Raw genomic sequence first — 13,359 nt, 5'->3', positions numbered from 1 at the left:
CAGTCAGTCCAATGATCTTTCCCACGGAGGCTTCACGCCGATCTCGGTGATCAGAAAATCCATGAAGACCCGCACCTTTGGCGACAATACGTTCGACCTGGGATAGATCAGCCAAAGCACGTTGTCTTCCGCCGCCTCATATTCGGGAAGGACATGACGCAACTTGCCCGAGGCAAGCTCCTCCTGAACGCTCCACAGTGAGTTCATCGAGATCCCCGCCCCTGCCACGGTGGCCAGCTTCTGGCTGAGACCGTCATCCATGATCAATGGACATTTCGTGGCTCCGGGGTCGAAACTTGCGACAGCTCCCCGGGCAGTTTTCAGCGCCCGGGCCCGGGTGTGGCGAAATGCAATCAGCCGATGATGCGCCAGATCATCCGGCGTCTTGGGCTCTCCGTGGGCCGACAGGTAATCTGGTGCCGAGCAGAGGATGCGTTTGTCATCCGCCAGCTTGCGCCCCTTGAGGCTGGTATCGATCAGCGGTGCGTTCCGCAAAGCAAGATCATAGCTGCCTTCGATCAGATCAAACTGAGCATCCGACAGACGCAGGTCCAGGGTCACACCAGGATGCTGTTCCTGGAACTTTGCAAGGATCGGAGCAATGTAGAGCTGTGCAAACGTGCTGGGCGCAGTAAACCGCAGTGTGCCGGTGGCTTGGGCCGACCCCTGCCCCAAAGCGGCCAAGGCCGCATTCTCCTGCGCCAGAATCTCGCGCGCATAAGGTAGAAACTCAGCGCCCTCCAGAGACAACGATACTTTCCGGGTCGAGCGGTGAAGCAACTCGACACCCAGATGATGCTCCAGCTTGGCAAGTCGGGCGCTGGAGACTGCGGGCACCAAACCCAGTTCGCGCCCGGCGGCCGATATGTTCAGCTTGTCCGCTGCAAGCACGAAAAGACGAAGCGCTTGTGTGTCCATTAGCTTATTATACGAAAAATCCGAAAACTGAAACCTGATATTCTATGTTTCATCGGATTCTGCAAGTGATATTTCTGGCTCCACGGAAGACAAACCAAATGGAGCCACCAATGTCCGTTCGCCCGAACGTTCAGTCACAGATCCTCGAAGCCTTCAATTTCCGGCACGCGACAAAGGTCTTTGATCCCGACCGCAAGATCAGCAACGCCGATTTCGAAACCATTCTTGAAGCTGGCCGCCTGTCGCCCACCTCTTTCGGGCACGAGCCATTCAAGATTCTTGTCATCCAATCGCCCAACAAACGCGAGCTTTTGCGCGAGTTTTCCTGGGGCGCCAATGGCATGATGAACGGCAGCTCCGGCCAATTGGGGACAGCCAGCCATTTTGGCATCATTCTGGCCAGCACTGCGGCAACCATGACCGCTGGGTCTGATTATCTGCAGGACCACTATCGCAAGGTCAAACAACTGCCCGAGGACGTCATCGAATTGTTCAACGGTGCTTATGGCAAGTTCCAGTCAACCGACCATCGCATCACCACTGAACGCGAGATCACCGACTGGGCCGGCAAACAGGCCTATATCGTTCTGGCCAACATGATGACGACCGCTGCTTTGATGGGTATCGATTCCTGCCCCATCGAAGGGTTTGACATGGAACTCACCACCCAGACTCTGGCCGAGCATTTCGGGGTGGATACCTCGAAATGGAAGCCCGCGGTGATGTTTGCCTTCGGGTATCGCGCCAGCGATCCGCAATTCCCCAAGACCCGCCGCCCGATGGCCGAAACCGTGAACTGGTTCTGAGCCAACGTCGATAAAGCCAGGGGCTGCGTCATCCGCAAATCAGTGAGGGTTCAGATGCAACGAACCGGTATCGTAAACTATCACGTTCACAAACCTGAACGGCAGGCGTTCCAACTGGACGCCGGCGGCATTGTCGGCAACCTGATTTCGCCTGAACTGTTACCGACACAGGTGAGCCTGACGGATATGCGGACATCCGGGCGGCCCCTGCGCTTTGACCCCGATGGCGTCGAGTTTCTGAATGCGCCCAGTGCGATCCGCGATTTCTCCCGGGATCAGTGGAAACGGCCCTACGAACACGAACTGGCTCAACTGCTGACCGCAAAGATCGGCGTTCGCGAGGTCGTGATCTTTGACCATACCTTGCGCGTGGACGACCCAAAGGCGACGCGCAAGCCGGCGCGCAATGTCCACAGCGATTACAGCGCGGACGGCGCTCGGCAACGGCTGGAGGATTTGCTTGGCGCCGAGCGGGCGGCCGAGTGGAGCAAAGGGCACTATGCCTTTGTCAATCTCTGGCGGCCTGTCGATCACCCGATCAACAGCGCGCCGCTGGGGTTCGTCCGTACTTCGTCCGTCGACCCCAAAGACTGGATCCTGCTTGACCTGATCTATCCTGACCGCAAAGGGCAGATCATGGGGCTTGTCGGGAATGCGAGCCATGACTGGGTCTATCTGTCGCGAATGAGCCCGGATGAAATCGCTATTTTCAACATCTACGACAATCGGGGGTTGCCTTCCGTCGCGCACAGCGCGCTCGATATGGTCGAGGACCCGACCGTCAACACCATCCGGAAGAGCATCGAGACCCGCACTTTGGTGCGGTACTGAGCAAGGAACCATCATGCTGGACAAAAACCAAAACCTGTCCTTTGCCCCGATCAACAAGGCCTACGGTCAGGTATTTCGGCCGGATCAGCTGACGCTCGGGCTGGTATTGCCGCTTGAGGCCTACCCGGTGGGATCCGAGCCGACGATGAAGGGCCACATGAAGGCCGCGCAATTGGCCGAGTCTCTGGGCCTTGCCGCGCTTTGGCTGCGCGACGTGCCATTCAATGTTCCAAGTTTCGGGGACCCTGGCCAGATCTTTGACCCGTTCGTCTATCTGGGTGCACTGGCGACCGCGACGGATCGCATTGCCCTGGGGACCGCCAGCATCGTTTTGCCCCTGCGCCATCCGGCCCATGTGGCAAAGGCAGCCGCGTCGGCGGATGTATTGTCCGATGGCCGTCTGCTGTTGGGTTTGGCCTCTGGCGATCGACCGGAAGAGTATCCTGCAATGCGTCAGTCCTTCGCCGATCGAGGTGAACGGTTCCGCGACAGCGTCGACTATATCCGTGCAACGGCAACACCCTACCCAAAGCATGAAAGCCTGCAGGGACACCTGCCCGGCGACATTGACCTTCTGCCAAAACCCTCGGGATCGCGCCTGCCGCTGTTGATCACGGGCGGCAGTCGACAATCCCCGGATTGGGTGGCTGAAAACGGCGATGGATGGATGACCTATCCGCGCGATGCGGCCTCACAGGGGCGCGCGGTGGCCGATTACCGGAACCGTCTGAAAACACTGGGGCAACCGGACAAACCGGTGATGCAGTCGCTCTATGTCGACTTGCTGGAAGACCCAAATGCCCCCGCACGTCCCATACATCTGGGATTCCAGTCGGGTTCGAATTTCCTGCGCCGCTACTTGGCTGAAATACGTGAGATCGGGATGAATCACGTCGCCCTGAATCTGCGTTTCAACCAGGCCGCCATCGAACCGACACTCAAACGCCTGGCGGATACGATCTTGCCGGAATTTTCATAAGGAACGGATCGCATGACCAAAACCATTCTGATCACTGGCGCAACCGATGGTATCGGACTCCTCACCGCCAAGAAACTGGCGGCTGACGGTCACCGTATTCTGTTGCACGGACGGAACACTGCAAAGCTGGAAGCAGCCGCCCAGAAGGTTGGAGGGCAGCCGGAAACCTACAGCGCCGATCTGTCCGACCTATCAGCAGTGAGGTCTTTGGCGGAGGCCATCCGCTCCAATCACGACCGGCTGGATGTGCTGATCAACAACGCCGGCGTCCTGAAGGCTCCGCAGACCACTCTCGAAAACGGTCTCGATATCCGCTTCGTCGTGAACACGTTCGCGCCCTATCTGCTGACCGAACTTCTTCTTCCGATCATTCCCAAGACTGGCCGCGTCGTGAACCTGTCCTCGGCCGCCCAGGCCCCTGTGGATGTGGATGCTTTGACCGGCAAAACGCGATTGGCCGATATGGGCGCATATGCGCAAAGCAAGTTGGCAATCACGATATGGACGCGCGAACAGGCCCGCGCCCTGCCCGATGGACCGGCGTTGATCGCGGTCAATCCGGGTTCGTTGCTGGCGTCCAAAATGGTCAAGGACGGTTTCGGAGTCGCCGGCAACGACCTCAACATCGGCGCCGACATCCTGATCGACGCCGCACTTAGCGATCGGTTCGCGCAGGCGTCGGGCGCCTATTTCGACAATGACGGCGGTACCTTTGCAGACCCGCACCCCGCGGCGCTGAAGTCCGAACACGCAGCCGACGTCATGAAGGCCATTCAAGACACTATCCGCCACTGCGGCTGAGCCGGGCGCACTCCCGCGCCCTGCAAATCCATGCAAACCCTCGCATCTTTGATGGCGAGAACAGGAGAGGACTGTCCAATGAAATACGAAAATTTCCAGACCTTCGACGTCGCGGTCGAGAATGCAATTGCCACCGTGACGTTCAACTTCGGAGCGGTCAATGTTCAGGGCCAGGAGATGCTGGCCGACCTCAACAGCCTTGCGATGCGGCTGGAGCGGGACCGGGAAACCAAAGTGGTGATCTTCCAGTCGGCGAACCCCGAAATCTGGGTCTGTCATTACGATACCGAGTTGCTCAAGGATCTTTCGACCGAAGCCGTCTCGCGTGAAGACGCCCAGTTGCTGGACCTGCAGTCCGTGTGCGAACGGCTGAGCAAGGTCCCGCAGGCAACAATCGCAAAGCTTGAAGGCTTCGCCCGTGGCGGCGGACACGAACTCGCACTCGCGCTGGATATGCGTTTTGCAGCACGTGGACGGTTCAAGTTCATGCAGATGGAAGTTGGCATGGGTATCCTGCCCTGCGGCGGCGGAGCTTCTCGCATGGCGCGCCAAACCGGACTTGGCCGGGCATTGGAAATCATCCTGAGTGCGCAGGACTACGATGCCGACGATGCCGAGCGCATGGGCACCATCAACAAGGCGCTGGATTCCGACGAGATCGGTCCCTATGTCGATGCTCTGGCCAGGCGCATTGCCCAGTTCCCCGCCGAATCCATCAACGCGTGCAAGCAGATGGTCTACGAATCCATCGACAAACCTATTTCCGAGGCGTTGAGAGCCGAGGCCTATTGGCTGTACCAGGCGACTAGCAAGACGCCGGCGGTCAAGCGCTTTCGAATTGCCGATGAACAAGGGCTCGAGCATGATATCGAGAACCAGCGAAACTGGAACGAACTGGTCATGAAGGTGCAAGAAATCACCAACTGACGACTGCGCTTGATCCGCTGAAGTCGGTTTCAGCGGATCATATCCCGCAGCCGGTTTGGGCGTTCCGACGGCAAGGGGGCGGAGGCACGCAGGTCGCCATACTGCGGTTGTCAAAGAACTCATACGCCCACGTTCCGAAGCCGGCGATAGGCCAAAGGATAGACGGCAGCAGCACCGACGGCCGGGTTGATCAACGGTGCGCGGCGCTTTTCGCTCGCCAACGCACGGGATCGAATGTGCCGGAACGACCGACAGGCTTACTGAACACACACCCCAAAAAAACGTTCAGCAGGCCGTTCTTTGCTCCAAAAGCAGAAGAAGTGCTCCAAAAACCGAATTGGCGTGGCTCCGAGACTCGACGCAACTCGTCTTGATCAACCACGCCTTGAAGCGCCGAGAAAAGTTTCGGCCGGCTCGTAAATCAAAGCCATCAAAGTCGATTGGGTCTCTTGGATCACTTGCGCGTTTCCGCCCGAAATCCTGAAAACCGCAAGTGCCCCGACAAAACCGCCAATTTTGTGATAGGTTACTCGGTATTAACAAAAAATTTTGGGAGGACGAAAATGAAATACAAAACAAGATCAACAATAATGGCGGCCATATTTGCTGCAGCTGCCACAGCCGTTTCCGCACAAGATGATCCCCCCATGAACTTCCTGATTATTTGGGGAGATGACATTGGATTTTGGAACATCAGTGCCTACAACCATGGCATGATGGGGTATCAGACACCCAACATCGACCGCATAGCCAAAGAAGGCGCGTTGTTTACTGATTGGTACGGAGAGCAGTCCTGCACCGCAGGACGAGCGGCGTTTATCACAGGACAATCTCCCATCCGCACGGGCCTGACCAAGGTCGGCCTACCCGGCGCGCCCGAGGGCATGCCCGTCGAAGACCCAACCATCGCCGGGCTGCTCAAAAACCACGGTTACATGACCGGCCAGTTCGGCAAAAACCATTTGGGTGACCGTGACGAGCACCTACCCACAAACCATGGTTTCGATGAATTTTTCGGAAACCTTTACCATCTCAACGCAGAAGAAGAGCCCGAAAACCCTGACTACCCCAAGGATGAAGCCTTCAGGAAAAACTTCGGCCCGCGCGGGGTGATCAAGTCGACAGCTGATGGCTCGATCGAGGATACCGGACCGCTTACGAAAAAGCGCATGGAAACCGTTGACGAAGAAGTCACGGCCAGCGCGCTGGATTTCATGGATAGAGCCGTCGAACAGGACAAACCTTTCTTCCTTTGGTGGAACTCCACCCGGATGCACATTTTCACGCATCTGAAGGAAGAGTCCGAGGGAGTTACGGGACTTGGAGTTTATCCCGACGGCATGGTCGAGCATGATGGGCATGTCGGTGTACTGCTTGATAAACTTGATGAGCTCGGAATCGCCGACAACACCGTCGTGATGTATTCAACCGACAACGGAGCGGAGACGTTCACGTGGCCAGATGGCGGTACGACACCCTTCCGCGGTGAGAAAAACACGCAGTGGGAAGGTGGCTATCGCGTCCCGACGGTCATCAAGTGGCCGGGCGTCATCGAGCCGGGATCGAAGGTCAATGGCGTAGTATCGCATACGGATATGTTACCTACCATTCTGGCTGCGGTCGGTGAGCCAGACATCAAAGAAAAGTTGCTCGATGGTGGCGTTGAAGCGATCGGTCGCCAATACAAGGCCCATCTTGACGGCTACAATCTTCTGCCGTCGCTCTCAGGTGAAACGGATGAGTGGCCGCGCAGCGAGTTCATCTATTGGACCGATGATGGCAGCGTCGCCGCCTTGCGATACGAACAGTACAAGGTGACATTCCTGAAGCAGAATGCGCACGGGCTTGATGTATGGCTCTCACCGTTTGAAGTCCTGCGCGCACCGATGCTGGCAAACCTCCGCAGCGATCCGTTCGAGCGAGCCGAGGAAGAGAACGCTATGGGATACCAGCGTTGGTTCCTCGAGCATATGTTCGCGATAGCTCCGGCCTCCGCCTTCGTTGGGCAATGGCTGCAAAGCTTCGAGGAGTTTCCGCCAAGGCAAAAACCCGGCAGCTTCAACCTCGACAACGTCATGGAGGAACTCACGAGCCGTGCCGGGAACCAATAGCACCAACGGGACGCCGTGAGCTGTGTTCGCCAGCCTGAATTCGCAGACAACTGTTTGTCGAATTCAGGCTGGTAAATCATGCCCTTGGACTGAAGACCAGCGCAGTCCAAGGGAAGGGATGAACGGCGGCTTGGTTCCGTTTTGCGGGTATTGAGCGCTGCTTGCTGGACAGAACCCTGAGAGGTCTTTGGAAAAACGTGTAGGCGCTGCTCCGCTCTCATTCTGTTGCCGGCCTGACTCAACAAAGCAGCAACTGGCTTTTTAGGCTTTCTGCCATGAGAACCAGTCGCCTTTCACTTTCATTCCACTTTTCCTGAACCAATTCGCGCGGAGGAGTTTTCAGACGTGAAAAACCGAAAGCTCTACCTTGGCCCCCTGACCGACAATAGACGCTGGGATATGGTTCGCATCCGCCCCGACGATGTGTTCGTGGTAACACCTCCGAAATGCGGCACGACCTGGATGCAAACCATCGTATCGCTGTTGTTTTCTGGTGATCCCGAAGTTGAAACGGAGTTGTCCGTGAAGATGCCTTGGGTAGACATCCGAATCCGAGAAATGCCTGAAGTCGCAGAACGGCTCGAAGCCATGCAGCATCGACGCAGCATGAAAAGCCACACACCGATGGATGGGTTACCTCTGGATGATCAAGCACAGTACATCTGTGTTTTTCGTCATCCCCTCGATGCGCATTTCTCGTTTCGCAAACACGTCAGAAACATTCCAATGACCTGGTTTGACACCTGGTATCCCGAGAACGATGAAGAACGAATCACATTCAGTCGTTTTCTGGACGGCGGGGCGGAGGGGTTCGATACCGATGCGATGCCACTGGCCCATATCATTCGGCACTATAAAGCCGCTGCGGCGCTTTCCGACCGGCCGAACGTATCGCTTTTTCACTACGCAGACATGACCCGGGACTTGAGGGGAACGTTCTTCAGGCTGGCTGACATCCTGGGCACGGCCCATTCAGAGGCAGTCATGGATCAATTGGTTCAAGCTGCGACCTTCGACAATATGAAGGACAAAGCAGAACGCTATGCTCCCTCAGGTGGCAAAGGGTTCTTCAAGTCCGATGCCGAGTTTTTCCACAGCGGAACGAGCGGCAAATGGTACGGGAAACTGACGGCGGAAGAACTGGCAAGCTACGACGCGATGATGGATGCACACCTTGATCCCGAAGACCGAGACTGGTTGGAATATGGCTCTCGGGGGAGCTTCGCTGCGTAGATATCGCTACCCCGGGCGAACCAGCGAATAACCAAAAACCGAAGACCTTTTTCTCGATTGAATATGGAACAGAGGTTTCCCGAGGTCACCAATCTAAGGGGGGCGGCATTCAGGCAAGCATTTCCCCGGGTTGGCCGACACTTAGGGTTCCGCCTTTGGTCACCTCGACATAGACTCCCATATCCATGTGCCCCATCAACTTCCTAATAAGATAGGGTATTTTCAAGTCACGCTCGGCCGTATCCGGGTTCACTTCAGTGGCCGCACACCTTTTCGTACGCGATAGTATCTTCAACTCAACATCGCCAAATCTCAGAACTGATCCAACCGCCTCCAACTCGGAAAACGAAGGTAAGCCGTCCATCTCGATATTCGCGCGGAACCGCGCTGGCTGGATCTCTGCGTTCAGTTTTTCACCCAACTCTCTCACCGACGCGCGATTAAGAACGGATATCGCGTTCATCATTTTTGGTGAGACGACGGACACATCCGTAAACCGGTGAGGAGCAGACGTGACGAATACCGGCAGTTCGGGATCTTTCAAGCCGATCTCTGAGGACAGGAAACTTGCCGCATTCATCCGGTCTTCTGGTGCTCGCATATTGAAGCTTTGTGTTTTGCCGTTCGCTTTGATCTCAAGATCTTGGGTCTCAATATCAAAGCTTGTCTCAACGCCTGCCAGCGCAGCCTCATTCAACAGAACGACAAAGCGATCTTTCGGCAGTGGCTGCGGGTTCTGTGGGTCGAATCCGGAGTTGTAGCGCGCAAATCCGAACAGGCGATCACCCGGGATCCCCTCCCCTGCCCGCAGCGTCACGGTTTGCATCGGCTCGGCACTCAAGCCTTTGATTGGGTACCGGTTCAATCTGACGATAGAGAGCGCGTTCATACGTCTGCCCCTGACCATACGAGTCACGCACGATCCAGAGTGGCCCGTGCGGTTTGACGCTATCGCGAATCCTCAAAGGTATCGACCGAATAATCCGCCAGAGCTTCACCAGCGGGTGCAGAAAATCGGTTGGCCGCATTATGGCCGTGATCGTGAGCTGGACCAATCTTGGCGGGTGCGGCCCTTAAATGCCTCACTGCTGAAAATACATGCACACCGATAAAATGGAAAAAATTACATTACATCAGTGGCTTAAAGGAGCACTAATCATCAACCGCCGTCCGTTTGAGGTACGAACCTCAAAAATATCTAGACTTGATGTGCGTACCTCAAATAGCCTTGGGGGTATGCCGCGATTCGCACATCCTCGATTGACGGCGAAAAAAGGGAGGAATGGATGACTTACACAAAACTGGCCTCGGCCAGCGCACTAGTCCTTGCCGCTACTACTCTTTCCACCAAGGCGAATGCTGAAGATCTGACGCTTTGTTGGGCTGCATGGGACCCGGCCAACGCGCTTGTTGAGCTTTCAAAGGAATTCGAAGCCGAATCCGGTCACACGATGAACTTCGAGTTTGTTCCCTGGCCGAATTTTGCGGACCGGATGCTGAACGAGCTGAACTCCGGGGGCAAGCTCTGCGACTTGTTGATTGGCGACAGCCAGTGGATCGGCGGGGGCGCTGAGAATGGCCACTATGTCAAACTGAACGACTTCTTCGATGCTGAAGGCATCAGCATGGACGATTTCGCGCCGGCCACCGTCTATGCGTACTCGACCTGGCCCAAGGGCACGCCAAACTACTATGCGCTGCCAGCGATGGGCGATGCGAATGGCTGGTTCTACCGCAAGGACTGGTTCGAAAACCCCGACATCCAAGCCGCCTACAAAGAGGCGACGGGTCAGGATCTTCGCGAGCCTCAATCGCAAAAAGAACTTCTGCAGATCGCGCAGTTCTTCCAAGGTCGTGAGATCGACGGCAAGACTGTCTATGGCGCAGCCATCTTTACCGAGCGCGGCTCGGAAGGGATCACCATGGGTGTGACCGGAGCGCTGTATCCTTGGGGCTTCAAATACGAAAACACGCCGGGTTCCTATGACATGGAAGGCGCCGTGAACTCGCCCGAAGCGGTCGAAGCTCTGGAATTCTACAAGGAATTCTACGAAACGGCGACGCCTCCGGGATATACCAACTCTTACATGGGTGAGAGTCTGGACGCCTTTAAGTCCGGTCAGGTCGCCATGGCGATGAACTGGTTTGCGTTCTTCCCGGGTCTCTACGCCGATCCCAATACCGGCGGTGACAAGATCGACTTCTTCGTGAACCCACCACAAAATCAGGCAGGTTCGACACTGGGCGGACAAGGTATCTCGGTTGTCAGCTACTCTGACAAACAGGACGCCGCACTTGAGTACATCAAGTGGTTTGCACAACCGGACGTTCAAGCCAAATGGTGGGAGCTCGGCGGCTACTCGGCCCATAACTCCGTACTGGAAGATCCGGGTTTCGTTGACAGCCAGCCGTTTGCCGGTGACTTCCTGGAAGCGATGGCCGGGGTGCAGGATTTCTGGCAGGAGCCTGCTTATGCGGAACTGCTGCTGGCGATGCAGAAGCGCATCCACGACTACGTGGTTGCGGACCAGGGCACCGCTCAAGAAGCGCTTGATCTTTTGATCCAAGACTGGACCGAAGTCTTCGAAGACGAAGGCAAGCTGTAGTCCGGACACAGGCAGGAGCGGGTGCAATCCCGCTCCACCTTCACCCGTGAGTCCTAAACCAACAAGAGCTGGCAAAGAGATGTCTGACAGGACCGTAGATCGCGTTGCGCAGGCAACGCCCGAGCGAGTTGCGCGAAAAATCCGAGGATTATCCGACCGCGCGATCGCCTGGATATTCATCTCCCCAACGATTTTTCTATTGCTGGCGATCAACATCTTTCCGTTGATCTGGACCATCCAACTGAGCTTTACCAACTACAAGGCCAACCGGATCGGGCGCGAAGTCAAAGACGTCGGGCTCAGGAATTACGAACGTATCCTGACTGATTCAGACACCTGGCTGAACATGCAGGCGACGGCGCATTTCCTGTTCTGGACGATCTTTTTCCAAGTCCTGATCGGATTCACGCTGGCGTGGCTGATCAACAAGAAATTCAAGGGCAACGATCTTTGGACCACGATCATCGTGCTGCCGATGATGCTGTCCCCGGCCGTCGTCGGGAACTTCTGGAAATTCCTGTATCAGCCACAAATCGGCCTGTTCAACTACATCGTGTCATGGTTCACGGGCAAGGATCCCTCAAGCTTTGAAATGCTGGGGTCGGTCACTTTGGCCCCTTGGGCGATCGTGATCGTTGACACCTGGATGTGGACCCCCTTCGTGATGCTGATCTGTCTGGCAGGCCTGCGCAGCATTCCCGACTACATCTACGAGGCGGCTGAGATCGACAGGGCCAGCAAGCTGCGGCAGTTCTTTACGATTACCATTCCGATGGTGCTGCCGTTCCTGATGCTCGCGGTGCTGTTTCGAGGGATCGAGAACTTCAAGATGTTCGACCTGGTTGTTCAGCTGACCGGCGGTGGACCGGGATCTGTAACGGAACTCACCTCAATCAATCTCAAGCGAGAGGCGTTTGAGAAGTGGCGGACGGGCTACGCCTCGGCCTATGCGATCATCTTGTTCGTCACCGTGTTCGGCCTTGCGTCGATCTACGTCAAAGCCCTGAACAAGGTGAAACAGCGATGAGCAGTTTTTCGGTCACTGAACCTTCGAACCGGTCCAAATGGATCGCAGGCTTCCTGGTCATCACTTATGCGCTGATCACGATGATCCCGCTGGTGTGGATCTTGCTGACCGGTTTCAAATCGCCTGCCGACGCGATCAGCTATCCGCCCAAGGTGGTCTTTGACCCAACGCTCGAAGGCTACGTAAACCTTTTCACCACACGCACCAGGCAGACGCAGGAGTTTCTGGAAGCCAACCCGCCGCAGAACTGGGCCGATGAGATCGTACGCCAATACGACATGGTGATCGTTGGGCCCTCCAAGTTCGGCGAGCGCTTCATGAATTCGGTCATCATCGGATTTGGCTCCACGTTCTTGAGTATCTTCCTCGGCACGTTGGCTGCCTATGCGTTCAGCAGGTTCAAGGTCCCGCTCAAAGACGACCTTTTGTTCTTCATCCTGAGCACAAGGATGATGCCTCCGGTCGCTGTCGCCATCCCGATCTTCCTGATGTTCAGAAACCTTGGTCTCAGCGACACGCATCTGGGAATGATCCTGCTCTATACGGGGGTAAATATCTCCCTGGCGGTCTGGTTGCTGAAAGGATTCATCGACGAAATCCCCAGAGAGTACGAAGAAGCCGCCCTTATCGATGGGTACACGAGGTTTCAGGCCTTCTACAAAGTGGTGCTGCCGCAAGCCGCTACCGGAATTGCGTCAACTGCGATCTTCTGCCTGATCTTCGCCTGGAATGAGTACGCGTTCGCCGTGCTGCTGACATCTGCGAATGCACAGACCGCACCACCGTTCATCCCGACCATCATCGGTATCGGCGGCCTGGACTGGCCTGCCGTTGCGGCCGGCGCGACGATCTTCCTGATCCCGGTCATGATTTTCACCATCCTGATGCGCAAACACTTGCTGCGCGGGATAACATTCGGAGCCGTACGCAAATGAGCGAGTTTCTTTCCGGATTGATGCGGCTCCGCCGCGGCCCATGGGAGATGGTCGCAACCATCCTCATCGCACTGGGTGTCTTCATGCTGATGCAGCCCTTTGTCCTTTGGGCCTTCACTTATTCCTTCATCGTCACGCTGATCGGAACGGTCATGTTCATCATCGTCAGCCATTTCCCGGAGTAG

13 protein-coding genes are annotated in these 13,359 nt (G+C 56.3%); 11 read left to right on the top strand and 2 right to left on the bottom strand.

Annotated features, from left to right (window positions below):
* Nucleotides 1-3: 3 nt before the first annotated feature.
* Nucleotides 4-918, bottom strand: a complete 915-nt coding sequence (locus tag ACR0NB_RS18450; protein WP_480776450.1) for a LysR family transcriptional regulator — start codon at nucleotides 916-918, stop codon at nucleotides 4-6.
* A gap of 110 nt (nucleotides 919-1,028) precedes the next feature.
* Between ACR0NB_RS18450 and ACR0NB_RS18445 the strand changes: the two genes are divergently transcribed.
* The 7 genes from ACR0NB_RS18445 to ACR0NB_RS18415 all read left to right on the top strand — a co-directional run bounded on the left by ACR0NB_RS18445 (nucleotide 1,029) and on the right by ACR0NB_RS18415 (nucleotide 8,606).
* A complete protein-coding gene (locus ACR0NB_RS18445; RefSeq protein ID WP_480776449.1) occupies nucleotides 1,029-1,724 on the top strand; it encodes an NAD(P)H-dependent oxidoreductase in 696 nt (231 codons plus the stop codon).
* A 54-nt stretch (nucleotides 1,725-1,778) separates the two neighbouring features.
* Complete coding sequence (locus ACR0NB_RS18440) at nucleotides 1,779-2,555, top strand: CmcJ/NvfI family oxidoreductase (protein ID WP_480776448.1); 777 nt, start codon at nucleotides 1,779-1,781, stop codon at nucleotides 2,553-2,555.
* 13 nt (nucleotides 2,556-2,568) lie between these two features.
* On the top strand, nucleotides 2,569-3,534 hold the full coding sequence (locus tag ACR0NB_RS18435) for an LLM class oxidoreductase (RefSeq protein ID WP_480776447.1): 966 nt from the start codon (nucleotides 2,569-2,571) through the stop codon (nucleotides 3,532-3,534).
* Nucleotides 3,535-3,546: 12 nt separating this feature from the next.
* Entirely contained in the window at nucleotides 3,547-4,335 is a 789-nt protein-coding gene (locus ACR0NB_RS18430; protein ID WP_170392429.1) for an SDR family NAD(P)-dependent oxidoreductase, read from the top strand.
* Nucleotides 4,336-4,413: 78 nt separating this feature from the next.
* Nucleotides 4,414-5,262: an enoyl-CoA hydratase/isomerase family protein gene (locus ACR0NB_RS18425; protein ID WP_170392427.1), complete on the top strand. Its 849-nt coding sequence runs from the start codon at nucleotides 4,414-4,416 to the stop codon at nucleotides 5,260-5,262.
* Between the two features lie 563 nt (nucleotides 5,263-5,825).
* Nucleotides 5,826-7,373 (top strand): arylsulfatase, encoded by a 1,548-nt coding sequence (locus tag ACR0NB_RS18420; RefSeq protein WP_480776446.1) that lies wholly within the window; start codon nucleotides 5,826-5,828, stop codon nucleotides 7,371-7,373.
* A gap of 345 nt (nucleotides 7,374-7,718) precedes the next feature.
* Complete coding sequence (locus tag ACR0NB_RS18415; protein ID WP_480776445.1) at nucleotides 7,719-8,606, top strand: sulfotransferase domain-containing protein; 888 nt, start codon at nucleotides 7,719-7,721, stop codon at nucleotides 8,604-8,606.
* Between the two features lie 109 nt (nucleotides 8,607-8,715).
* On the opposite strand, the gene ACR0NB_RS18410 is transcribed toward ACR0NB_RS18415, so the two are convergent.
* Entirely contained in the window at nucleotides 8,716-9,495 is a 780-nt protein-coding gene (locus tag ACR0NB_RS18410) for an MOSC domain-containing protein (RefSeq protein ID WP_480776444.1), read from the bottom strand.
* A 397-nt stretch (nucleotides 9,496-9,892) separates the two neighbouring features.
* On the opposite strand from ACR0NB_RS18410, the gene ACR0NB_RS18405 reads away from it, so the two are divergent.
* The 4 genes from ACR0NB_RS18405 to ACR0NB_RS18390 all read left to right on the top strand — a co-directional run bounded on the left by ACR0NB_RS18405 (nucleotide 9,893) and on the right by ACR0NB_RS18390 (nucleotide 13,359).
* Complete coding sequence (locus ACR0NB_RS18405) at nucleotides 9,893-11,212, top strand: ABC transporter substrate-binding protein (RefSeq protein WP_480697624.1); 1,320 nt, start codon at nucleotides 9,893-9,895, stop codon at nucleotides 11,210-11,212.
* Between the two features lie 79 nt (nucleotides 11,213-11,291).
* Entirely contained in the window at nucleotides 11,292-12,239 is a 948-nt protein-coding gene (locus tag ACR0NB_RS18400; RefSeq protein ID WP_170332156.1) for a carbohydrate ABC transporter permease, read from the top strand.
* Nucleotides 12,236-13,174 (top strand): carbohydrate ABC transporter permease, encoded by a 939-nt coding sequence (locus ACR0NB_RS18395; RefSeq protein WP_010442361.1) that lies wholly within the window; start codon nucleotides 12,236-12,238, stop codon nucleotides 13,172-13,174. The genes ACR0NB_RS18400 and ACR0NB_RS18395 overlap by 4 nt, the downstream gene beginning before the upstream one ends.
* Nucleotides 13,171-13,359, top strand: a complete 189-nt coding sequence (locus ACR0NB_RS18390; protein WP_093965435.1) for a hypothetical protein — start codon at nucleotides 13,171-13,173, stop codon at nucleotides 13,357-13,359. Before ACR0NB_RS18395 ends, ACR0NB_RS18390 begins: the two co-directional genes overlap by 4 nt.

The organism is Ruegeria sp. CG3 (genome assembly GCF_056537205.1).
This window is presented reverse-complemented; position numbering and strand designations above follow the sequence as displayed.